Source organism: Gemella sp. 20925_1_85, from assembly GCF_041433735.1.
GTDB lineage: Bacteria > Bacillota > Bacilli > Staphylococcales > Gemellaceae > Gemella.
Window position 1 is genome coordinate 81929 of sequence record NZ_JAPWCC010000002.1, and the last position, 22591, is coordinate 104519.

Here is a 22591-nt window from a genome sequence, read left to right on the forward strand (position 1 = left end):
AGCTAGTAACTTATCTGAACAAGTTACTAGCTATTTTTTTATGAAAAAAATATGAAGATTTAATTTATAATAGTAAAGTCTATTTCTAAGTAGGGGCTAGACTATTTTAATCTCCTTTTTCTAGTAGTTTTGAAAAACTAGGTAAATTCCTAATATTTTTATTGAATAACCAAAATAGAAAAATACTGAAAATTAATAATGAAGTAATAATGATAATAGTCTCTATGTTATATTTTATACTTAGTACTCCTGCTAATAATGCTCCTAGCGGACTAAAGGCTATAGACAAGCCAATCATAGTAGACATAGCAACATCTAATTTATCCTTACTTACAATGCATTGGATCATTGTTTGAGAATATGTATTTAAAATTCCAATCAATATCCAACCAAAAAGAAATAATGAGAAATTTATAATTTTGTTTGTAATGGAATTATTGTTAATTATGCTAAGTGCTCCCCAAGATAGACCTATGCCTAGTGTGAATGTAGTGTATAAAACTCCCAATCTTATATTTTTTAATATCTGACTGTTAGAAAGAAATGCTCCTATTAGGATACCAAGTCCAGATGCACTAAGTAAAACTCCATAAAAATAACTAGTTTCCGAATACTCAGGAAGTAGAGTTAGTAATGAACTGGTAGAAAAATTAATTATTATTATTCCAATTAATAATGGTTTTAATAAAGGAGTATTCCAAATTTTTATACCACTACTTAATTTAGAAAAGTAGTTTTCTTGTATAGTATTAGTATTTTCATTTTTAGATAAATCATCTGATAAGAAGATGAATAAAGTACTATTAATAAAGAATGTAATACTATTTATTATGAATGCAAATATAGTTCCGAAAATTGAAATAATATATCCACCTATTGAATTAAAGAGTGCATCACTACCTTGGTAAGCTATAGAAAATAATGAATTTGCTTTAACTAAATCTTCTTGTTTAACTATTTTTGGAAGTAAGGCAAGTTGAATAGGATAAACTATTTGATTAATGAAACTAATACAAACTATAAAAATTATTAGCATAGTAATCTGCAATTTATTTACGTAGATTAGATAAGTAATAACGAGTAATATTATAGCTTGCAATAACTGTGAAATAATTAAAAATCTCTTTACATTAAACTTATTGATTATTGGTGAGATAAATATTTGTAATATAGCGGTGAATGATATTAAAAATAAGGTAATACCACTATAAAAGGTCGATTTAGTTAATGTATATATCAATGTTAAAGTAGCAATTGAATATATGCTGTCACCGAAGTTGGTGATTAAACGACCGAATAGTAAAAGTGAAAAGTTTTTATTTTTAAACATAGTGTCCACATCCTTTATAAAATTTTAAACGTTAAAAAATATTTGACAGTATTAGTATTATTTAACAGCTCTTAACGAGCTGTAGAAATAATACTAATACTAACACTATTTTTATCATCTGAGGAGAATTTTTTCTCTAGTTTTTTAACTTCATTCCAGAAATCTTCCATGTCTTCTTTATTTATATTAAAATTAACTGAAGTATTGTTAAATAAGTCGTTAAAGATACTAGGTGAAGGTACAAACGCTTGTGCAGTCGGTAGATAGTATTTTTGGATTATACCATTAATTGTATCTGTATCAACTACTTCGATAAAATTATTTTCCTCTAGAATATTAAGGTGATAGTGTATTTTAGTTCTATTAATTTTTAATAGTTTAGCAAGTTCTTTTGAGTTTTTCTTTTCTGTACCGAGTGTCGTAAGAATATTTATTCTTAAAGGATCAGAAATAACCTTTAACTTCTCGATATCTGTAATATATTGTATATCTTTGATAATAATCATCCCTTTCTTACTAATATTATATATCTAATTCTCCTAACTGTCAATTAAATTTGAACGTTATAAATATATTTTTTGTAACTTTAATAAATTTAATGAAGTTTAATTAAACAATAGTTTGACTACCTCTTTTATATCTGATATAATTTACTAGGTATAATATTAGTAAGATTTTACTATAGTTACAAAGTAGAAATAAAAATTTAAGGAGAATGAAATTGAAAAAACTATCAGCAATTTTATTAGGTTTGCTTGGAATGGTAACATTGTCAGGTTGTTCAGCATATGACAGATCTGGCACATTTTATGAAACGTTCGTAAAACCGATGGATATATTTTTAGCAAAAATTTATGAGTATACAGGAAGTTGGGGTTGGTCAATTGTAATTATAACACTGATTATCAGATTATTAGTACTTCCATTTATGCTACACAACTATAAAGTACAAAATAAAGCAAGAAAAGGACAAGAATTAGCTCGTCCAGAGTTAGAAGTTGTACAGAAAAAACAACAAGCTGCTAAAGAAAAAGAAGCTAGAGCTATCTCTAATGAAGAAAAAATGCAAGCACGTAGTGAACTTATGGAACTACAAAGAGAACAAATGGCTATCATGAAAAAATATGATGCTATGCCTATAAGCTTAGGTGGATGCTTACCGATTCTTATACCTTGGCCATTCTTAATGGCAATATTCTACACGCTAACAAATCCATTATATTCAGCAGGAATTGTTGATTCAACATTCCTAGGAGTATTTAGTCTTGGTACACGTTCATATACATTGCCAATAATCGCGTTCATAGTTTATGCTATTCAAACAAAATTAAGTATAAAAATGATGCCACAAACTGTGCAACCTGGGCAACCTGGAGCTGAACAAATGCAAATGATACAATGGATATCACCTGTAATGATTGCAGGTTTCTCATTCATCGTAGCTGGAGCAGTAGCCGTGTATTATATCGTTGGGGGATTATTCATGATATTCCAAACATACCTAGGACATGCTTTATATCCGCCGTATAAACCGGAAAAACAAAAGAAACAAGCTTTTGACCCTGAAAAAGTTACATTAGTTTCTAATAAGAAAAAACGTAAATAGTTTATTAAATCAGTAAACATTAGAAGTATTGTTTACTGATTTAATTTTTTTGAAAAAAAAGCAAGAAAAGTTATCAATATAGTTGACGTCATGGTATATATGTGTTAGAATTGTATTGTTGTGTAGCTCCTAAATAGCTACTACAACCGCACGTATAAGGTAAACAAGAGAGAAATCCACCTTATATGGCGAGTCTTAGTAAAAAATATTTAAGGAGGTGCAGATATGTACGCAGTAATTAAAACAGGTGGGAAACAACTACGTGTTGAAGAAGGACAAACAATCTTAGTTGAGAAATTAGCAGCTGAAGTTGATTCTACAGTTACTTTTGACGAAGTAGTATTAGTAGGTGGAGAAGCAACAAAAGTTGGTGCTCCTTTAGTAGCTGGTGCGACAGTAACAGCTAAAGTAGTTGCTCAAGGTAAAGGTAAAAAAATCACAGTATTTAAATACAAACCTAAAAAGAACAATCACCGTAAATTAGGTCATCGTCAACCTTTCACTAAATTAGTAGTTGAAAAAATTAACGCTTAATCATGATTAAGGTGGAAATCGTAAAAGAAGTTGAAGTTATTAAACAAGTAACAGTTGATGGGCATGCTGATTATGCTGAACATGGTTCAGATATAGTTTGTGCAGGTGTTTCTGCTGTAGTATTCGGTTTAATAAATGCAGTAGATGCTCTAGATGAAGATGTACAGTTTGATATTTCAGCAAATGAAGATGTAACTGGGCATTTAACATATAGATCGTTAAAATCTACAGATAAAGAGCAACTTCTACTAAATGCAATGTTAGTTGCATTAAAAACAATTGAAGAAAATTATTCAGATTATATAACTATTGAAGTAAGAGAGGTGAAATAGACATGATGTTACAATTAAATTTACAATTCTTCGCATCTAAAAAAGGGGTAGGTTCTACTAAAAACGGACGTGACTCTGAATCAAAACGTTTAGGTGCTAAAAGAGCTGATGGTCAGTACGTAACTGCAGGTTCTATCTTATACAGACAACGTGGAACAAAAATTTGGCCAGGAACTAACGTAGGAAAAGGTGGAGATGATACACTATTCTCACTAGTTGACGGAGTTGTACGTTTCGAAAGATACGGACGTAGCCGTAAAAAAGTTTCTGTTTATCCACAAGCTTAATAAGCATTATAGAAAAAGGTGTTTACATTTATGTAGATACCTTTTTTATTTTGCAAAAATATTAGTGTCATATTAGTGTTTTTTAAGTAATTAATGTAAACATTTGTCATAATATTTTAATATTTCTTGTTTCAAATTTTTGTTGTACTTTTAAAATATATATGGTAAAATTTACTTGTGTGTTATATGATACACGCAACATATACTAGGAGGACAAAAAAGTGTCAGCACTTTGGCAAGAAATTTTATTTTCTTTTTTAGGAGGTCTTGGTTTATTCCTATTCAGTATTAAATACATGGGGGACGGACTTCAATTAATAGCCGGGGAGAAAATGCGATATGTTTTAGATAAATATACATCTAAACCACTTATGGCTGTCTTAGCCGGAATTATTGTTACGATACTTATTCAGTCAAGTACAGGAACAATCGTAATTACTATAAGTTTAGTAGGAGCTGGATTATTAAAAACGAAACAAGCAATTGCTATTGTAATGGGTTCTAATATCGGAACAACATTAACATCATTCATTATCGGATTTAATATATCTAAATATGCGTTACCTTTATTATTCTTAGGAGCAGCATTTTTATTCTTCACTCGTGCTAAAGTTGTAAATAATATTGGTCGTGTAATTTTTGGTTTTGGGGGGATTTTCTATGCCCTAAAAATGATGTCTACAGCAATGGGACCTATGAGAGATATGTCTTGGTTCCAAAACATATTAACGCATATTAATGATAGTGCGGTAGTAGGGGTAGGAGTAGGTACATTTTTAACAGTATTAATTCAATCATCTGCAGCGACTATTGCGATTTTACAAAACCTGTATGCAGACGGAGCTTTAAGCCTAACTGGTGCATTACCAGTGCTATTCGGGGATAATATTGGGACAGCGATTACAACAGCTGCATTAGCAATGGTTGGAAGTAATATTGCTGCTAAACGTGTAGCAGCATCTCACGTATTATTTAACGTTATCGGTACTATTATCTGTTTAATAGCGTTAGTACCTTATGGTGCTTTCATTCAATATTTAGAAACAACATTAGGTCTAGAGCCGAAAATGACTATTGCATCTGCACACGGTACATTTAATATTTTAAATACAATATTACAATTCCCATTCATTAGTCTATTAGTGGTTATTGTTACGAAAATTATTCCAGGTGAAGATGAGCAAATCAAATACAGTACACAATATCTTGATAAGTCATTAGTAACAAGTGCACCAGCGGTTGCATTAGGACAAGTGCAAAAAGAATTTGTTGAAATGTTAATTTTATCTAAAAAAAGTTTACGTAACTCAGTAGAGTACTTTATGAATCGTGATGAACAATTACGCGAAAAAGGTGAAACTTATGAAGATGCAATAAACAATTTCGACGAGCAGATGACAGATTATTTAACTCTATTATTTAGGGAAAAATTAAGTCCAAAAGAAGGTTTAATTGCTTCAACATTATTAGATGGAACTCGTGATGTTGAAAGAATTGGTGACCATGCTAGAGATATAGTGTTATCAGTAGATTATCAAATTAGAAAAAAACTGAAGTTTTCTGATGCTGCAAAAGCAGAAGTTCAAGAAATGTATGATCTTTGTAATGATGTAATTTTAAAAACTATAAAATCACTAGAAGAAAACAACATAGCATTAGCAGGTGCAGCGTTAGCAGCTTGTGAAAATATTTATGCACTTGAAAAAAATGCACGAAAACAACATACTCAACGTATGAAAGATGGAATTTGTGAAATTCCAGCGGGAGTAGTGTTTATGGATTTAATCCAACACTTTACTCGTGTTTGTGAACACACTAGAAATATTCTAGAAAAAGAGATTCAAGGTCATTTATAATTATGTCAAATAAACAAAAAATATATATTATATTATTTGTTATTATGTTGTTAATAATATTAGTTTTATATAAACTATATCAATTACAATTAGTTTAGAAATTAATAAACGAAAATATAGAGAAATCAAAGTTATTTCTACTATGTTTTCGTTTTTTTTCTTTGTAAATACTAGCATTCATGATATAATAAGGTAGTCGATTTATATAAAGTTTAAGAAAATATTGAAAGGAAATAAACATGTTTCAAGATAAAAAAGTTTATACAACACAATGGGCTGGAAAAACATTAACAGTTGAACTAGGCGAAATGGCTCGCCAAGCTAACGCAGCAGTAGTAGTAAAATACGGAGATACTGTTGTATTAACAACAGCTGTTGCCTCAAAAGAAGCAAAAGATGTTGATTTCTTCCCGTTAACAGTTAACTATGAAGAAAAAATGTATGCAGTAGGGAAAATTCCAGGAGGATTTTTACGTAGAGAAGGACGTCCAGGCACAGAAGCAACTCTAGCTGCACGTTTAATCGATAGACCGATTAGACCATTATTTGAAGATGGATTTAGAAACGAAGTACAAGTTATTTCTACTGTATTATCAGTAGAGTATGATTGTGACCCAGTAATGGCAGCAATGCTAGGAAGTTCACTTTCACTATCAGTATCAAATATTCCATTTAAAGGACCTATCGCTGGAGTAACAGTTGGATATGTAGATGGAGAATATGTAATTAACCCAACAGTCGAGCAAATGGAACGTTCTACAGTTGATTTAAAAGTAGCTGGAACAAGTGACGCTATTAACATGGTTGAAGCAGGAGCTAAAGAAGTATCTGAAGAGATTATGTTAAATGCTATAATGTTTGGACATGAAGAAATCAAACGTCTAATCGAGTTCCAACAACAAATCGTTAATGAAATTGGTCAAGAAAAAATGGCTGTAGAGTTAAAGGTTATTGATGAGACTATTTACAATGAAGTACTATCAATGGCATTAGCTCAAATGAAAGAGGCAATTGCTATTAAAGATAAACAAGCACGTGACGAAGCTATTTCTGCTGTTAAAGAAAAAGTTCTTGAAGTATTCGAAGAACGTGTAACAGCTGAAGATGAGCTAGATATCGTTAAAGAAGCAAAATTATCATTAGATAAAATCGTAAAAGATGAGGTTCGTCGTGAAATCACTGAAGATAAAGTTAGACCTGATGGACGTGCATTAACAGAAATTAGACCTTTAGCATCTAGAGTGGATGTATTACCAAGAACACACGGTTCTGCATTATTCACTCGTGGACAAACTCAATCTTTAGGAGTTGTAACATTAGGTAACTTATCAGATGAACAAATCATTGATGACTTAACTCAAGAAGAAAACAAGAGATTTATGTTACACTATAACTTCCCAGCATTCTCAGTTGGTGAAGTAGGATTTAGTCGTGCTCCAGGCCGTCGTGAAATTGGTCACGGTGCTCTAGGGGAACGTGCATTGGCTCAAGTTATCCCTTCTAAAGAAGATTTCCCATATACAATTCGTATTGTATCAGAAATCTTAGAATCTAACGGTTCAAGTTCTCAAGCGACAATCTGTTCTGGATCTATGGCTCTTATGGCAGCTGGGGTTCCGATTAAAGCTCAGGTAGCTGGTATTGCAATGGGATTAGTTAAAAAAGATGAACACTACACAATTTTAACTGATATTCAAGGTATGGAAGACCACCTTGGTGATATGGACTTTAAAGTAGCAGGTACTGCAGAAGGTATTACTGCGCTTCAAATGGACATCAAAATTGATGGTTTAAGTGAGCAAATCTTAAAAGAATCATTAGAACAAGCACGTGTAGGTAGATTACAAATTCTAGATCACATGAACAGCATTATTGCTGAACCTCGCCAAGAAGTTTCTACATTTGCACCAAAAATCAAAATTATTAAAATTAAACCTGAAAAAATTAAAGATGTTATTGGTTCAGGTGGTAAAGTTATCAATGAAATCATTGAAAAAACTGGTGTTAAAATTGATATCGAACAAAATGGTGATGTATTTATTTCTTCACCTGAAATTGAAGGAATTAATAAAGCAATTGAAATTATCGAAAATATTACTCGTGAAGCAGAAGTTGGTGAAATCTACTTAGCTGAAGTTAAACGTATTGAAAAATTCGGTGCTTTCGTTGAATTATTCCCAGGAGTTGATGCTCTAGTTCACATTTCTAAATTAGCTGCAGAAAGAGTAAATAAAGTTGAAGATGTTGTAAAAGTTGGAGACACTCTGAAAGTTAAAGTAATTAAAATTGATGAGAAAGGTCGAGTAGACGCAGCAGCTCATTTCTAGGAGAAATTTATGGAGTTATTTGAAAAAGAAAGACGTGGAATATATGTCTATTTTAAAAGTTTTAAAGACTTAAATAAATTAGAAAAATATGGGAACTTTATTTCTTATTCTAAAAGAGGAAGATATGCTTGTATATATGTTGATGAAAACAGATTAGGCAACATAGTAGAAGAACTTAAGAAAAAGAAATTTGTAAAAAAAGTAGAATTATCAGGAATGTCTGACTTACATTTAAGTTTTGAGCATTTAGATTCAAGTCTACAAACTAAGAAATAATAGAAATAGGGGGAGAATATATATTCTCCCTTATTTTAAGAAGTATTCAAAATAATGGTACTTTATAGTGAGGACAAATGAGAGTTATAGCAGGAAAATACAGATCTATAAAATTAAATGCTGTTGAAGGAATGAATACAAGACCAACAACGGATAAAATTAAAGAAAATTTATTCAATATGATAGATTGCTATGATTGTAAAGTATTAGACCTTTTTGGTGGAACAGGTGGCTTAGGAATAGAAGCGTTAAGTCGTGGTGCTAAACATTCAACTTTTATTGATGGAAGTAATAATGCAATAAAAGTCATTAAAAGTAATATAGAAAAATGTAGAATAGATGCTACAGATTATTCTTTATATAGAAATGATTTCAAACGAGCATTGAAAATTTTCGGAAAGAAAGAGGAAAAATTTGATATTATTTTTCTAGATCCACCATATGATAAAGGATTAATAGATGAAGCATTACAATGTATTTTAGAAAATAATCTATGTAATGATGAAGCGTTAGTTATTTGTGAAAAGAGTAATACAGAAGAAATCACTATTACTGATAAAAAACTTGAAGTTATAAAAGAAAAACAGTATGGAATAACAGATATAGTAATCTTTGAATATATGGAGAAATAAAAATGAAACGAAAAATAGCGATTGTACCAGGTAGTTTTGATCCTATTACTTATGGACATATAGATATTATAAAACGAAGTTCAGAGTTATTTGATGAGATTATCGTAGCTATCTTGGTAAATCCTGATAAGAAATATTTATTTTCACTTGATGAAAGAGTGGAGATGATTGAAGAAACAATAAAAGATATTCCAAATGTGAGAGTGGACGCATTCTCAGGCTTATTAGTAAACTATGCAAAGAAGGTTGGTTCAAGTGTTATAGTTAGAGGTCTAAGAGCCGTATCCGATTTTGAATATGAGATGCAATTAACATTTATGAACAAAGCTTTGGATGAAGGAATCGAGACATTTTATATGATGGCTAATAAACAATATTCATTTATTAGTTCGAGTATTGTTAAAGGTGTTTCAGGTTTCGGAGCAGACTTATCGAAGTTCGTTCCTAAAAACGTAGAAGAGCGTTTGGAAAAAAAGATGAAAGAGAGAGGATAAAGGTGAAAAAAATCCTATTTACTGGAGGAGGCTCAGCAGGTCACGTGTCTGTAAATGTGGCTTTGATTCCAGAATTTAAGAAAAATGGGTATGAGATTTCTTATATTGGTAGTAAAACTGGTATAGAGAACGAAATGATAGGAAAGATTTCAGGAGTAAAATATTTTAAAATAAGTTCAGGTAAATTAAGAAGGTATTTTTCTTGGGAAAATTTTATAGACCCATTTAAAGTATTGAAAGGAATATTAGATTCGTTACTTATATTAAAAAAAGAAAAACCAAATTTTGTTTTTTCAAAAGGTGGATTTGTTAGTGTTCCGGTTTGCGTGGCAGCAAAGCTATTAAGGATTCCAGTAGTCTTACATGAATCAGATTTAACACCGGGGCTGGCTAATAAGATTAATATTAAGTTCTGCAATCATATTTTTACAACATTTGAAGATACTCAGAAGTTTTTACCGAAGGGGAAAGCCAGTTTAATCGGAGCTATTGTAAGAGATGATATTTATACAGGAGATAGACAAAGAGCTTATGAATTAACAGGGTTTAATGAAGATAGGCCTGTGTTATTGGTAATGGGTGGATCTCTAGGATCAAAAATTTTAAATGATTATATTTGGAATAATATTGATCAACTTACTGAAAAATATCAAATCGTTCACTTAGTTGGAAAAGGATTAATAAATAACAATATAGATAAAGAAGGGTATAAGCAATTCGAATTTTTATCAAAAGAATTGTTTGATGTACTAAAAATTACTGATTTTGTTATTTCAAGAGCAGGTGCGAATTCAATTTATGAATTTTTAGCTTTAGAATTGCCTCCGATTCTTGTTCCACTTGGAACTAATCAAAGTAGAGGAGATCAAATTGAAAATGCTAGATTCTTCGAAAAAAATGGATTTGCAAAAGTGGTTGTAGAAGAGGACTTCGCAACACTTCCTATTTCTCAAATTGATGAATTTTATAATAATTTAGAAGATTATAAACATTCTATGCAAGTTTATAAAAATGAAAAACGTGTGATAAATGACGTAAATGATTTTTATAATAAGATTTTGGATAAAGTAGGAGGTGAAATTTAGGATGAAGAAATTAAGTGTACTTACGTATGTGAAAATATTAGTTTTCATAGCGTTAGCAGTTGTCGCGATAAAATTTCCAAATAATGATTTTGATAGAGTAATTGCTGATCTACTTGAAATTAAAGTATTAGCTTTGCCAGCTAAAATAATATCACTTATTTTTAATGATAAGTTATTATTATTAATAATGATCTTATTAACAGGATTTTTAGTTTGGATAAAAGAGTTAAAGAAAGCTGTATTTATATTCTTTAGTGCAGGTTTTGGAGGATTCTTCTTATCAGCATTTAAATATAGCATTCAAAGAGTTAGACCATTACCAGAACTTCATGATGGTTTTAGTTTTCCTAGTGGTCACTCTACTTTTGTAGCATTATTTTTCTTAGCATTACTTTTTGTAATTAATAAAAAAGAAATACTAGCTGTAATTGCTACTCTTGCAATTATAGCAGTGCCAATTTCAAGAATGATTTTAGGTGCACACTTTATTAGTGATGTAACAGCCGGATTATTACTTGGAAGTATCATAGTTGACTTTATGAAAGTTTATTATGAAAATATCTATAATATATTAATGAGGGTATTAGGAAAGACAAATGAATAAATTTAAAAATAAAGAGGGAATAGTTGCACTTTGCTTGGCAATTGTACATTTTGCTCTATGGTATTACTTTGCTTACATTAAATTTGATGTAAATAATGTAAAATCATATAAGTATGTGTTAGGACTTCCCGAATGGTTTTTCTATAGTTCTATAGTAGTTAGTGTTCTGATAATCATCTTAGTTATTGTTTTAACAAATCTTTTACTAAATGATGAGATAAAAGAGGAGGAAAACAATGACAAGTAATTTAGATTATAGAATTCTAATTCTCTTTGTAACTATATTTTTAGGAATAATACTATTACCATTATTTATGAATCGTATTAGTAAAACAGAACAACATGGTGGTTTCTTTGAAAAGTATTACTTAGCAGATAGAAAGGTAAGTGGTATTGTCTTAGCGATAACTTTAATGTCTACTTATGGATCTGCCTCAACCTTTTTAGGAGGACCTGGTGTTGCCTATAAACTTGGTTATGGTTGGGTATTACTTGCTGTAATTCAAGTGGTAACGGGTTATTTTGTACTATTAGTTTTAGCTAAAAAGTTCAAAACTGCTGCCAAAAAAATAAATGCAATAACAATAAGTGATTATTTAAAAAATAGATATGAATCTAAAATAGTAGCTTTTATATCAACACTTGCTATGATTGTATTTTTAATTGCTGCGATGAGTGCCCAATGGGTTGGTGGAGCTAAGTTATTAACAGCCTTTATGGGAATTGAGTATAAGACTGGTATTGTTCTTATCTCAGTAATTATTATATTCTGTGTGGTATTCGGTGGATTAAAAAATATACTAATAACTGATATGATTCAAGGATTAATAATGATTTTCTCTACGATAATTTTATTATTTGCTGTAATTAATTATGGTGGAGGTATTGATCAAATTACAGCCAACTTGGTTAATATAAATGAAAAAATATTAACTCCGTTTGGAGCAAATGGTAGTTTAACACCAAGCTATGTTAGTTCATTTTGGGTATTAGTCGGAGTAGGGGTTATTGGTATTCCACAAATTGCTATTAACTCGATGTTATATAAAAATAAACGAAGCTTAAAACAGTCTATTATTGTTGGATCAATTGTTATCTTTATAGTAATGTTTGGAGTTCATTTAATAGGTGTTATGGCAAGAGGAGTATTCCCAGATATCAAAGACTATGATTCAGTTATTCCGATAATAACGTTAAAAGTACTTCCTTGGTATTTAGCTGCATTAGTTCTAGCAGCACCAATGGCAGCAATCATAACAACAGTAAATGCTCAATTCTTATTAATATCATCTGCTTTAATAAAGGATTTACTATTTAATAATAAATCTATTAAAGAAAAAATTACAGGTAAGAAAGTTCCTGTCTTTGTATATGGTGTTAATATTCTTGTGATTTTATTGATAATGTTACTAAGTATGAGACCACCTAGTCTAATAGTAAATGTTAACTTATTTGCGTTTGGAGGATTAGAAGCGACTTTCCTATGGCCAATTTTATTAGGATTATACTGGAAAAAAGCTGAAAAATACGGAGCACTTAGTTCTATAGTTTTAGGATTAGTAAGTTATATACTTATAAAAACTGTATATGTAATTAAATTTATAGAACCAGTAGTGATTTCGTTATCAATATCTCTAGTAGCTTTTGTAATAGTTTCATTATTAATGAGTAAAAAACAATTGAAAAAATAGTTATATTGTAATAAAATAAAAAATAAAGAGTAAGGAGGAATAAAAATGTCGAAAAAAGTTATAGTTAAACATACAGATGCTGAGAAATTCACTGTTAGTAATATGCTAACTGTGGGCAAAGAATATGAAGTAGTGAATGAAACAGAAGAATATATATTTGTAGTAGATAACAGTGGAAAAGTAGGTGGCTACTACCACGATTATTTTGAAGAAGTAAAATAATTCAAGGGGCGAAATGATGAAAAAAAATACTATAAAGAATACAGTACTAGTTGTATTATTTATAATACTAGCGCCACTTATTTTGGTGGGAGTTACTGCATTAGGAAATTCTCTTGGAGGGAAGACAAAGGATAAGGTAGTTCAAACAACAGAACAGACTGCTAAAGTCCCTGAAGAGACAAAAGCAGAAAATAATAAAGATATACCTAAAGCTAATGACTCAAAAGTAACAGAGGAAAGTACTACTAAAAAAGAAACACCAACTAATGGATCAGAAAATAGTGAATCTGAAGGAGTAGTAAGTACAACTCCTGTAGCAGGCCAAGATTATATTATTAAAGCTGGAGATTCATTATTCGCTATAGCATCAAAAGCATATGGAGAAGCTAATTCACAAAATGGTGTAGAAAAAATTAAAGAAGCTAATAATATCAGTAATAATAATATTGCAGCTGGACAAAAAATTCAAATACCGAAATTATAAAAAGAAATCATCTCATTTTTTGAGATGATTTCTTTGTTTATTATTTAATTCTACGTTTCGTAAAGATTGAGTAAATAATGCTTATTACTAATCCAACAAGTACTATAGAGATAGCCACATAAAACGCCTCTGTAAAATCTCCATTATTTTTAGCAGCAATTCCAGCAGCGTATTTAGGCGCAAAGAATGCAGCTGTAGAAAATCCTATAAAGACAATCCCGTAGTTAACTCCTTGGTTTATAGGACCGAATGTTTTCATTACTAATGGCGCGAAAACTCCCATAATTCCACCAAAACATAGACCAAGGAGAACAAGACCAACTGTCAGACCAACTGTAGTTCTAATGTTAACTAGAGTTAATAAAGAAATAGCAATTACCGAATAAATCGCGATAAGAGTCTTTTCATGTCCTATTTTATCTGAAACAACACCCCATACAACACGTCCAAATGTGTTAGAAAGAGCATAAATACTAACAAAAGTTGCAGCAACTGAAGCAGATAATCCGAACATAGTTTGGCTGATTACTGATGCGTTTGATGCTACCATAAGTCCAGAGAATGCTCCAATAGCAAACATTGAAATAATAAAGTAAAATGATAAACTCATTAACATTTGTTTCCAATTTTTATTAGCAGCCTCTTGTTTAATTTCTGCAACAGGTTGAATCCAACCTTCAGGTTGATAATTTGCAGGAGCAACTTTTATGAAGAATAGAGCTATTATAATAATTACTAAGTACACACTACCTAAGTAGATAAAAGCATTATGAACTCCATAATTAGCTATTAGACTATGTGCGATTGGAGCAGCGATAACACTAGCCCCTCCCATTGCTCCTGTAATTAAACCAGCAGCTAATCCTCTTTTATCAGGGAAGAATCTAAGTGCATTACTTATAATTCCAGAATATGCAAATGCTTGTCCAACACCAGATAACACGCCATAGCTAAAATATAACATTCCTTTTGTAGTAGCAAATCCAGTAAGAATAAATCCAACAGCAAATAAGATTCCCCCTAAAATAATAGAGATATTTGCTTTTCCTTTATCTGTAATAAATCCTCCTAGAATAGTAGGAATAGGAGCGATAGCAGCGTTAATAGTAAATGCTAGCATAACATCTGGCATACTCCATCCTTTAGAAACACTTAGAGGTTTTGCAAAAACACTAAATGAATATAGTGAACCTGCACATAGTAAAATTGCCATTGAGGCGAATAAGACAGTCCATCTTGTATTTTTGTTCATTTAATCATCCTTTCAATATATGTATTTGCATGATATTAAAAAATAATAATATTAAAAAAACGGCTAAGCTAAAGCTAGTCGAATTATTTTAAAAATATTATGATAACAGTTTATAAAAATTCTTATTTTAAAAATAGCAATTTTCGTTTTTAATATCATGTTTAATGAGTATATTCTAGCATGAATATTAAATGAAAGCAACCTAAAATGCTTTATATAAAAGAGAAAAATAAATTATATGAATATTAAGAATTGTATAGGTTGTTTTGTTTAAATATAATATATTTATTCTATAAAAAATTAATAGCTATAGTTATTAATAAAAATTATTAAAAGTTTGTTGCATTAAGCCTTTTATGATATAATGAAGTGTGTTACATTAGGAGGAATTATGTTTAAATTTTTTAGAAAAAATGAATTAGTGGAAAAAAATGACAAACAAGAGTTAAAAAAAATTCCGACACACGTTGCTATTATAATGGATGGTAATGGACGTTGGGCTAAAAAGAGAAATATGCCTAGAATTAAAGGACACTATGAAGGGATGCAAACTGTAAAAAAAATAACAAAATATGCATCAAAACTAGGTGTAGAGTATCTAACATTATATGCTTTTTCTACAGAAAACTGGGCGAGACCTAAAGAAGAAGTTAGTTATTTAATGGATCTTCCTGAAAAGATGTTCAGTAGTTTTATGCCGGAACTTATGGAAAATAATGTAAAAGTTGAGGTTATTGGTGTAGTAGAGAAACTTCCTGAAAATACTAGAAAAGCAGTAAATGATGCAATTGAGCAGACAAAAAATAATACTGGATTAAAATTAATCTTTGCATTGAATTATGGTTCTAAAGATGAGATGTTAAGAGCAATTAAACAAATTACTAAAGACGTGCAAAATAATAAATACAGTATAGATGAAATTTCTGAAGAACATGTGAGTCAAAATCTATTTACATCTAATACTCCAGATCCTGACTTATTAATAAGAACTTCGGGAGAACAAAGAATTTCAAACTTTTTACTTTGGCAAATTGCTTATAGTGAATTCTTGTTTACTAAAGTGGCATGGCCGGACTTTACTGAAGAAGAATTTTACAAGGCATTATTAGAATATCAAAGTAGAGATAGAAGGTTTGGAGGTTTAAATGAAGACTAGGGTAATAACAGCCATAGTGGCATTAATTGTTTTCCTACCATTACTATTTTTAGGTGGAGATTATTTTAAATTTACAACATTCGCACTAGGTGTAATGGCTATGTATGAAATAGTAAGAATGACTTTTAAAGAAACCAACCTAGTAGTTTTAGGGTTATCTTCTTTAGCAGGTGCATTACTATTTTTAAATGAAGAAATTACACAGTTACAACTTTATGGATTACTTTTTTTAATTTTAGTTGGTATGTTAGCGACTGTAGTTGCAACAGGTCATAAAATTAAATTAGTTGAAATTGGTTCGATTATATTTGTAACTGCCTATATTTTTATAGGATTTTATTGTTTGTTTATGATAAGAAACTTGAGCTTATCGCATGTAGCTTATTTATTACTTACAATTTGGTTTACTGATAGTTTTGCCTATTTTGGTGGAATGAAGTTTGGGAAAAATAAACTTTCACCGAAAATAAGTCCTAACAAATCAATTGAAGGTTCAGTAATAGGTAGTCTATCATCAATAGTAATAGCGTTATTGTTCTTCTATACAACTAATATATTTTCTAGCCTATTAGTTGCGATTGCTATTACATTGGTAGTTAGTGCCGTTGGTCAATTTGGTGATTTAATTGAATCAGCATACAAAAGAGAATATCAAGTAAAAGATAGTAGTAATTTATTACCAGGGCATGGTGGTATTTTTGACAGATTCGATTCTGTTATTCTATCAGCACCATGTTTAATAATATTACTAAGTTTATTTTAAAATATAGAGAGGGGTATTAGATGCAAGGTATTATAGCATTTATATTAATATTTTTTGTAGTAGTAACTATTCACGAATTCGGTCATTTTATAGTTGCTAAAAAATCAGGAATATTGTGCCAAGAGTTTGCAATAGGAATGGGACCTAAGATATTTCACAAAAAAATAGGGGAGACTAACTTTACGATTAGACTTCTTCCTGTTGGTGGATATGTAAAAATGCCGGATAACGTTTTTGATTTTAATAATGATATGTCGGTATATGACCTAAAAAAAGGAATGAAAATTAATTTAAAACTAGATGAAAATGATAAGGTCGAAAAAATAGTTTTAGATAAAAGTAATGATATGGATTTACTTCCATTAGAATTAAATGAATTTGATCTAACAGAAAAATTATTCGTAGAAGGTTTTGTTGGTGATAAAATAGAACGTTATGAAGTAAGAAAAGATGCATGTGTTGCATTTGGTGGAATGGAAGAGCAAATTGCTCCAGTAGAAAGAATGTTTTCTTCACACTCATGGGGGAAAAAATTCTGGACATTATTTGCAGGACCATTAATGAACTTTATATTAGCGCTAGCAATTTTCTTAGGTATTTCAATTTATAGTGGAGTACCATCTAATACTACGCGTTTAGGTGAACTAGCTTCTAACTATCCGGCTTACTCATCAGGATTAAAACAAGGTGATGTAGTTGAGCAGGTAAATGGTAAGAGTGTTACAACATGGAAAGAAATGACTAATGAGATAGTAAGTTCTAATGGTTCTGAGCTTACATTAAAAGTTTCACGTGATGGTTCACAACAAGAAATTAAAGTTACACCAAAAGAAGAAACAACTGTGGAAAAAGGTAAAGAAGTTAAAACTTATAAACTTGGAATAAACCAAGCGTATGAGAAAAACTTAGCTGGTTCAATTAAGAGTGGTTTTGAACAAACTCTATATTATGGAACTGCGATTTTCATGGGAATTATTAATCTGTTTGCTTCATTGTTTAATGGAGGATTTAGTTTAAACCAACTAGGTGGACCTGTAGCGATTTATGAAATGTCTTCTGCAGCTGCACAAAGTGGTTTAATTACAACATTAAAATGGACAGGAATTTTAAGTGTTAACTTAGGTCTCATGAACCTAATTCCTATTCCAGTTCTTGATGGTGGACGTATCATATTCGTAATTTATGAAGCAATCTTCAAAAAGCCAATTAATAAAAAAGCTCAATATTACTTAACTGTAGCGTTTGGATTATTAATGGTTGCGTTGATGTTAGCAGTAACATGGAATGATATTCAAAGATTGTTTGGAAAATAGATAATGATTATAACGAGAAGTTGGTTTACTTCTCGTTATTTTTTTTATGAGCTTTAAAATATGATATGTTATTATAATTTTTTATTAGTAGTAATTGGTTCTAGGAAGATTTAATCTTTACTACTATTTTGAGTGTTTTTAATATATAATATAATAGAGATAATTTATAGGAAAAGGTGATAATATGGTTAAATTTTTACATACTGCTGATTGGCATATTGGAAGAAAATTACAAGGATTAGATTTATTAGTAGATCAGGAGTTTGTGTTTGAGAATTTAATAACTGAGATTAAGAATATTAATCTTGATTTTTTAATTATTGCAGGGGATTTGTATGATAGAAGTATCCCTAGTAAAGAAGCGACTAAACTTCTTCAAGAATTATTAGTTAAGATTAATATAGAGTGCAACATACCAATTTTTGCTATTAGTGGAAACCATGACAGTAGAGAAAGATTGGCGATTGGTGAAGCTTGGTTTAGCAAACATAAGTTTTATCTTCATACAAGATTAGAACAAGCTTTTGATAAAATTTCTTATGAAGATGCCGATATATATTTACTACCATATTTTGAACCTTTTGAAGCGAGAGAATATTTTGAAGACCCTACATTAACAACCCATAATGCAGCAACTAAAAGAGTAATTGATGAAATTTATAAAAATTTAGATACGAATAAGATTAATATTTTAGTAGCTCATACTTTTGTATCGGGAGGATTAGAGACAGATTCTGAAAGAGAAATATCTATAGGAACTGTTGAAAATGTGGCTGTGGAAGTCTTTGGCAAGTTTGATTATGTTGCTCTAGGTCATCTTCATAATCCGAATGCAATAAATGAAGAACGTTTGAAATATAGTGGAAGTCCAATGGCGTACTCATTCTCTGAAGCTTCCCAAATTAAAGGAATGAGGTTTGTAGAGGTAACAAAGGAAAGTTATAGTGAAGAATTTATTCCATTAAAACAAAAAAGAAAGCTATATAATATTAGTGCATCTTATGAAGAAGTTTTAACGAAAGAGTTTCAACAAAGTTATGATTGTAAAAATGATTATTTTAGTATGGAACTGAGTGGTTTAGAGGGAATTACTGATCCGTTACCTAGAATTAAAGAATATTATCCTAATACTCTGATACTAAAGCAAAAAAGAAATACTGGCATTGATAATGAAGTGAAATTAGACAGAGAGATGCTAACTAAGAGTCCTTTACAGTTAATAGAGGGATTCTATAATGAACAAACTGGTAATGAATTAACTGAAGGACAAAAAAAAGTACTGGTAAATATTATAGATAAGGTGAATCAAGATGAAACCAATTAGATTAGAATTAAAAGAATTTGGTCCATATAAGAATGAAATAATAGAATGGGATAAAATAATAAATGAACCGATATTTCTAATTACAGGAAAAACTGGTTCAGGGAAGTCAACACTATTTGATGCTATTACTTATGCATTATACAATAAGACAACCGGGGGAAAAGATATAGCTTCACTAAGAACAAAGACAGCCTTGGATAAGGATAAAACACAGGTTAACTTTGATTTTGAATTAAGTGGAAAAAAATATAGAATTGAGAGAACTCTGGCGTATTTGAAGGCTGGTAATAAAAACTTAACATCGGGGAAAGTTGCTTTAATGCAATATACTGATGAAAAATTAGAAGTAATTGCCTCAAAAGAACAAGAGGTAAAAGAAAAAGTAGAAGAGTTGATAGGTTTAGATGATAAGCAATTTTGTCAAATAATTATCTTACCTCAAGGGAAATTTAAAGAGTTCTTATTATCAAAATCAAGTGAAAAAAAAGAAACTTTAAGATCTTTATTTAATACTTACTTCTATCAAAAATTCGTGGAACAACTGCAAGAACAAGCCAAAAAATTAGATAGTTCACATAAGCAAAAAGAAAAAGAATTGATTACTAGATTTGAGCAGTTTGATATTGAGGAAGAACTTACGAAGTTTGAATATTTAAAAGACGAAAATTTTGAAGAAATACTAAGTATTATTCACTCACAAGAAGAAACAATAAAAAACGAGAAAAAAGAATTATTAAAATTAGAACGTAGTTTTTCTAAAGAAAAAGAGAAATTTATAGAATTAAGTAAGCTCAATGATAAATTTATCCAACTTAAAAATAACAAGTTAGAACTAGCTAATCTAAGTGAAAAAGAAGACTATTATAAAAGTCTAAGATTAGAAGTAGAGAAGTTAAAAGAGTTACAAAAGAGTAAAGATAAGATTATAGAGTACAGTACTTTATTAAATAAACAATCACAATTAAGAAAACTTGAGAAAGATTTATTAATTGATACAGACAAATATAAATTAGACTTAGAAAATAATAAGAAATTACAATTAGAATTAAATGCACAAAAAGATAATATAGAAGAACTTAGAAAGGAAACTGTTGATTATAAGTTTTTCTATAATAACTTTAATGAATTAAATTCTGCAAAAGCCAACATTGAAATCTATAGTAAAACATTAGAAGAGCTTGCTTTGAAAAAAGAAACATATAAAGAGTTAGATTCTAGGTTGAAAGTTTCAAAAGAAGGCTACTTAGAGGATATTGAGGAGAAAACTATACTAGAGAGCAGTATTGGTAAGTTAAAATTAGAAGTTTTAAAGAAAGAACAAGATGTAGAAAAACTCGAAGAATATAATAATAAATTAGCTGAAGTAAGTGACAAGAGTTTTAAACTTACTCTTGATAAAAAACAATTAGAAGAACTTGAAGTAGAGAAGAAGAAATTAGAGAAAGAAGTTATATTATTAAATAAGAATAAAGAGCAAGAAGTTTTAAATGGTTTTCTATTGAAATTGCATGAAGGTGATGAATGTCCTTTATGTAAACAAAAGATTGAACACTTACCAGAAATTTCCTCTTTAGAGGCAGTAGATGAAAGTATAGAAAAATCACTTCAAAAAGTTAATAAAGATACAATTCAACTAGAAACTCTTATAAAAAAAGATGAAGAAGAAATAGAAAGAATAAGTGCTCTTTTGAAAAATTTAGAGGATACAATTAACTTTAAATCTAAGGAAGAACTATTACAATTAGAAGACGAATTAAAGACAGAGAATCTTAAACTAACGGATATTAGTAAAGCAATCAAAATAGCTGAGGATAAAATTAAGGGCCTAAATCAAGAAATAGAGGAACTTTCAGAGTTATTTAAAAATGAAGATGAAATTAAACAAAAACATCTAGAAGCGAAAAATAAAATAGAACAGTTTGAAAAAAATGTGAAAATTGAGCTAGATGAGTTTGCTGACTATTATGAGAAAATACAATCTCAGGTTGAAGACTTTGATAATAGATGTAACGTTCAGCAAAATAATAGTAATGAATTATTGATAAGAAAAACTAAACTAGAAACAGAACAGAAAAATAATAAAGAAAATTTACTAGAAGTTAGTAAAAGAATAGAAAGTATTGTAGAGAATTTTACTAATTCTAAGCTTAATAAGTATTATATAACTTTAGAAATGGCAGAAGAAGACATAGCAGAATTGGTTAAATTAGAAGAATTTGAATCTCAAATTAATAAATTTGAAGATGCCAAGAAAATTATAGTAAACAATATAGAAAAACTCGTAGAAGAGTTAGAAGAGATAGAACAACCTGATTTAGAAGAAGAGCATCAGAAACTACAAAATATTGAATTTCAAGTTAATGATTTTATAGAAAAAGTTGTAATTCTTAATACAAGATTAGAAAATAATAAAAAATTATATAAAAAAATTCATAGTGAGTATATTGAACTATTAGAATCATCTAAAGAGATAAGAGAAATTATAGCATTTAGTGATGTTGTAAGTGGGAAAACTGAAAATAGGAAATCATTAGAAACTTACGTTCAAGGATATTATCTAGACTTAATTCTAGTTGCTGGAACTAAAAGATTATTACAAATGACAAATGACAGATATAGATTTATTAGACGCGATGAAAAATCGAAAGGTGGAGGTCTTCAAGGTTTAGAGATTGAAATACATGATATTTATCTAAATAGTACTCGTATTATTAGTTCTCTTTCTGGAGGAGAATTATTCTTAGCTTCTTTAGCTCTCGCTTTAGGGTTAGCGGAAGTTATTCAAAATGAAAGTGGTGGGATATCGCTTGAGACTATCTTTATCGATGAAGGATTTGGATCATTAGATACAGAAACACTAGATATTGCGCTAACAACGCTAATAGATTTACAATCATACGGAAGAAATATTGGTATTATTTCACATGTTAGTGAGCTAAAAGAAAGAATTAGACCGAAGGTAGAAGTCTATTCTAAAGATAATTATGCGAAGATTAAAATGACTGGAATATAAAGTAATATAA

Annotated in this window: 23 protein-coding genes and 1 other annotated feature; of the genes, 20 read left to right on the top strand and 3 right to left on the bottom strand. The window is 29.8% G+C overall.

Translation table 11 applies throughout. From position 1 onward, the window contains the following. Positions 1-106: 106 nt before the first annotated feature. Both O3884_RS01175 and O3884_RS01180 read right to left on the bottom strand, forming a co-directional pair. A complete protein-coding gene (locus O3884_RS01175; protein WP_371451202.1) occupies positions 107-1330 on the bottom strand; it encodes an MFS transporter in 1224 nt (407 codons plus the stop codon). 71 nt (positions 1331-1401) lie between these two features. Beyond that, positions 1402-1836 carry an ArsR/SmtB family transcription factor gene (locus tag O3884_RS01180; RefSeq protein ID WP_371451203.1) on the bottom strand — a complete coding sequence of 145 codons (435 nt, stop codon included), beginning with the start codon at positions 1834-1836 and terminating at the stop codon, positions 1402-1404. Between the two features lie 209 nt (positions 1837-2045). On the opposite strand from O3884_RS01180, the gene O3884_RS01185 reads away from it, so the two are divergent. The 15 genes from O3884_RS01185 to O3884_RS01255 all read left to right on the top strand — a co-directional run bounded on the left by O3884_RS01185 (position 2046) and on the right by O3884_RS01255 (position 13760). Beyond that, complete coding sequence (locus tag O3884_RS01185; protein ID WP_371451204.1) at positions 2046-2936, top strand: YidC/Oxa1 family membrane protein insertase; 891 nt, start codon at positions 2046-2048, stop codon at positions 2934-2936. A gap of 134 nt (positions 2937-3070) precedes the next feature. Further along, positions 3071-3142, top strand: a sequence feature (ribosomal protein L21 leader region). Positions 3143-3161: 19 nt separating this feature from the next. After that, positions 3162-3470: a 50S ribosomal protein L21 gene (rplU, locus tag O3884_RS01190; protein WP_371451205.1), complete on the top strand. Its 309-nt coding sequence runs from the start codon at positions 3162-3164 to the stop codon at positions 3468-3470. Positions 3471-3472: 2 nt separating this feature from the next. Continuing rightward, entirely contained in the window at positions 3473-3802 is a 330-nt protein-coding gene (locus tag O3884_RS01195; RefSeq protein WP_294681783.1) for a ribosomal-processing cysteine protease Prp, read from the top strand. Positions 3803-3807: 5 nt separating this feature from the next. Beyond that, positions 3808-4089: a 50S ribosomal protein L27 gene (gene rpmA, locus O3884_RS01200; protein WP_003145565.1), complete on the top strand. Its 282-nt coding sequence runs from the start codon at positions 3808-3810 to the stop codon at positions 4087-4089. Positions 4090-4310: 221 nt separating this feature from the next. Continuing rightward, complete coding sequence (locus O3884_RS01205) at positions 4311-5945, top strand: Na/Pi cotransporter family protein (RefSeq protein WP_371451206.1); 1635 nt, start codon at positions 4311-4313, stop codon at positions 5943-5945. Positions 5946-6184: 239 nt separating this feature from the next. Then, positions 6185-8272 (top strand): polyribonucleotide nucleotidyltransferase, encoded by a 2088-nt coding sequence (gene pnp / locus O3884_RS01210; RefSeq protein ID WP_371451207.1) that lies wholly within the window; start codon positions 6185-6187, stop codon positions 8270-8272. Positions 8273-8281: 9 nt separating this feature from the next. After that, positions 8282-8548 carry a DUF2129 domain-containing protein gene (locus tag O3884_RS01215; protein WP_371451208.1) on the top strand — a complete coding sequence of 89 codons (267 nt, stop codon included), beginning with the start codon at positions 8282-8284 and terminating at the stop codon, positions 8546-8548. Between the two features lie 77 nt (positions 8549-8625). Continuing rightward, the gene (gene rsmD, locus O3884_RS01220; RefSeq protein ID WP_294681775.1) at positions 8626-9180 is read left to right on the top strand and encodes a 16S rRNA (guanine(966)-N(2))-methyltransferase RsmD; all 555 of its coding nucleotides are present in this window, start codon (positions 8626-8628) and stop codon (positions 9178-9180) included. Between the two features lie 2 nt (positions 9181-9182). Then, complete coding sequence (gene coaD, locus O3884_RS01225; RefSeq protein ID WP_274459379.1) at positions 9183-9674, top strand: pantetheine-phosphate adenylyltransferase; 492 nt, start codon at positions 9183-9185, stop codon at positions 9672-9674. A gap of 2 nt (positions 9675-9676) precedes the next feature. After that, positions 9677-10759, top strand: coding sequence for an undecaprenyldiphospho-muramoylpentapeptide beta-N-acetylglucosaminyltransferase (locus O3884_RS01230; protein ID WP_294681770.1), 1083 nt, complete (start codon positions 9677-9679; stop codon positions 10757-10759). A gap of 1 nt (position 10760) precedes the next feature. Further along, entirely contained in the window at positions 10761-11363 is a 603-nt protein-coding gene (locus O3884_RS01235; protein ID WP_371451209.1) for a phosphatase PAP2 family protein, read from the top strand. Continuing rightward, complete coding sequence (locus O3884_RS01240) at positions 11356-11610, top strand: DUF997 family protein (RefSeq protein ID WP_294681766.1); 255 nt, start codon at positions 11356-11358, stop codon at positions 11608-11610. The genes O3884_RS01235 and O3884_RS01240 overlap by 8 nt, the downstream gene beginning before the upstream one ends. Next, complete coding sequence (panF, locus tag O3884_RS01245) at positions 11600-13054, top strand: sodium/pantothenate symporter (protein WP_371451210.1); 1455 nt, start codon at positions 11600-11602, stop codon at positions 13052-13054. The genes O3884_RS01240 and panF overlap by 11 nt, the downstream gene beginning before the upstream one ends. A gap of 45 nt (positions 13055-13099) precedes the next feature. Further along, positions 13100-13276 carry a DUF6501 family protein gene (locus tag O3884_RS01250; RefSeq protein ID WP_003145576.1) on the top strand — a complete coding sequence of 59 codons (177 nt, stop codon included), beginning with the start codon at positions 13100-13102 and terminating at the stop codon, positions 13274-13276. A gap of 16 nt (positions 13277-13292) precedes the next feature. Further along, positions 13293-13760 (top strand): LysM peptidoglycan-binding domain-containing protein, encoded by a 468-nt coding sequence (locus O3884_RS01255; RefSeq protein ID WP_371451211.1) that lies wholly within the window; start codon positions 13293-13295, stop codon positions 13758-13760. Between the two features lie 40 nt (positions 13761-13800). On the opposite strand, the gene O3884_RS01260 is transcribed toward O3884_RS01255, so the two are convergent. Further along, a complete protein-coding gene (locus O3884_RS01260; RefSeq protein WP_371451212.1) occupies positions 13801-15012 on the bottom strand; it encodes an L-lactate MFS transporter in 1212 nt (403 codons plus the stop codon). Positions 15013-15403: 391 nt separating this feature from the next. Here O3884_RS01260 and O3884_RS01265 point away from each other — a divergent pair, with 391 nt between their 5' ends. The 5 genes from O3884_RS01265 to O3884_RS01285 all read left to right on the top strand — a co-directional run bounded on the left by O3884_RS01265 (position 15404) and on the right by O3884_RS01285 (position 22581). Next, on the top strand, positions 15404-16168 hold the full coding sequence (locus O3884_RS01265; RefSeq protein WP_060913850.1) for an undecaprenyl pyrophosphate synthase: 765 nt from the start codon (positions 15404-15406) through the stop codon (positions 16166-16168). Continuing rightward, positions 16158-16931: a phosphatidate cytidylyltransferase gene (locus tag O3884_RS01270; RefSeq protein ID WP_371451213.1), complete on the top strand. Its 774-nt coding sequence runs from the start codon at positions 16158-16160 to the stop codon at positions 16929-16931. Before O3884_RS01265 ends, O3884_RS01270 begins: the two co-directional genes overlap by 11 nt. A gap of 20 nt (positions 16932-16951) precedes the next feature. Then, the gene (gene rseP / locus O3884_RS01275; protein WP_060913848.1) at positions 16952-18244 is read left to right on the top strand and encodes an RIP metalloprotease RseP; all 1293 of its coding nucleotides are present in this window, start codon (positions 16952-16954) and stop codon (positions 18242-18244) included. 184 nt (positions 18245-18428) lie between these two features. Next, complete coding sequence (locus O3884_RS01280) at positions 18429-19568, top strand: exonuclease SbcCD subunit D (protein WP_371451214.1); 1140 nt, start codon at positions 18429-18431, stop codon at positions 19566-19568. Further along, the gene (locus tag O3884_RS01285; protein WP_371451215.1) at positions 19555-22581 is read left to right on the top strand and encodes an AAA family ATPase; all 3027 of its coding nucleotides are present in this window, start codon (positions 19555-19557) and stop codon (positions 22579-22581) included. Before O3884_RS01280 ends, O3884_RS01285 begins: the two co-directional genes overlap by 14 nt. The last annotated feature ends 10 nt before the right edge of the window (positions 22582-22591 follow it).

Coding starts and splice junctions, on each gene's coding strand:
- O3884_RS01285 (WP_371451215.1), top strand. CDS start 19,555: ATGAAACCAATTAGATTAGAATTAAAAGAATTTGGTCCATATAAGAAT.
- O3884_RS01175 (WP_371451202.1), bottom strand. CDS start 1,330: ATGTTTAAAAATAAAAACTTTTCACTTTTACTATTCGGTCGTTTAATC.
- rseP (WP_060913848.1), top strand. CDS start 16,952: ATGCAAGGTATTATAGCATTTATATTAATATTTTTTGTAGTAGTAACT.
- O3884_RS01270 (WP_371451213.1), top strand. CDS start 16,158: ATGAAGACTAGGGTAATAACAGCCATAGTGGCATTAATTGTTTTCCTA.
- coaD (WP_274459379.1), top strand. CDS start 9,183: ATGAAACGAAAAATAGCGATTGTACCAGGTAGTTTTGATCCTATTACT.
- O3884_RS01235 (WP_371451209.1), top strand. CDS start 10,761: ATGAAGAAATTAAGTGTACTTACGTATGTGAAAATATTAGTTTTCATA.
- rpmA (WP_003145565.1), top strand. CDS start 3,808: ATGTTACAATTAAATTTACAATTCTTCGCATCTAAAAAAGGGGTAGGT.
- O3884_RS01240 (WP_294681766.1), top strand. CDS start 11,356: ATGAATAAATTTAAAAATAAAGAGGGAATAGTTGCACTTTGCTTGGCA.
- rplU (WP_371451205.1), top strand. CDS start 3,162: ATGTACGCAGTAATTAAAACAGGTGGGAAACAACTACGTGTTGAAGAA.
- panF (WP_371451210.1), top strand. CDS start 11,600: ATGACAAGTAATTTAGATTATAGAATTCTAATTCTCTTTGTAACTATA.
- O3884_RS01265 (WP_060913850.1), top strand. CDS start 15,404: ATGTTTAAATTTTTTAGAAAAAATGAATTAGTGGAAAAAAATGACAAA.
- O3884_RS01260 (WP_371451212.1), bottom strand. CDS start 15,012: ATGAACAAAAATACAAGATGGACTGTCTTATTCGCCTCAATGGCAATT.
- pnp (WP_371451207.1), top strand. CDS start 6,185: ATGTTTCAAGATAAAAAAGTTTATACAACACAATGGGCTGGAAAAACA.
- O3884_RS01280 (WP_371451214.1), top strand. CDS start 18,429: ATGGTTAAATTTTTACATACTGCTGATTGGCATATTGGAAGAAAATTA.
- O3884_RS01185 (WP_371451204.1), top strand. CDS start 2,046: ATGAAATTGAAAAAACTATCAGCAATTTTATTAGGTTTGCTTGGAATG.
- O3884_RS01180 (WP_371451203.1), bottom strand. CDS start 1,836: ATGATTATTATCAAAGATATACAATATATTACAGATATCGAGAAGTTA.
- rsmD (WP_294681775.1), top strand. CDS start 8,626: ATGAGAGTTATAGCAGGAAAATACAGATCTATAAAATTAAATGCTGTT.
- O3884_RS01255 (WP_371451211.1), top strand. CDS start 13,293: ATGAAAAAAAATACTATAAAGAATACAGTACTAGTTGTATTATTTATA.
- O3884_RS01195 (WP_294681783.1), top strand. CDS start 3,473: ATGATTAAGGTGGAAATCGTAAAAGAAGTTGAAGTTATTAAACAAGTA.
- O3884_RS01215 (WP_371451208.1), top strand. CDS start 8,282: ATGGAGTTATTTGAAAAAGAAAGACGTGGAATATATGTCTATTTTAAA.
- O3884_RS01250 (WP_003145576.1), top strand. CDS start 13,100: ATGTCGAAAAAAGTTATAGTTAAACATACAGATGCTGAGAAATTCACT.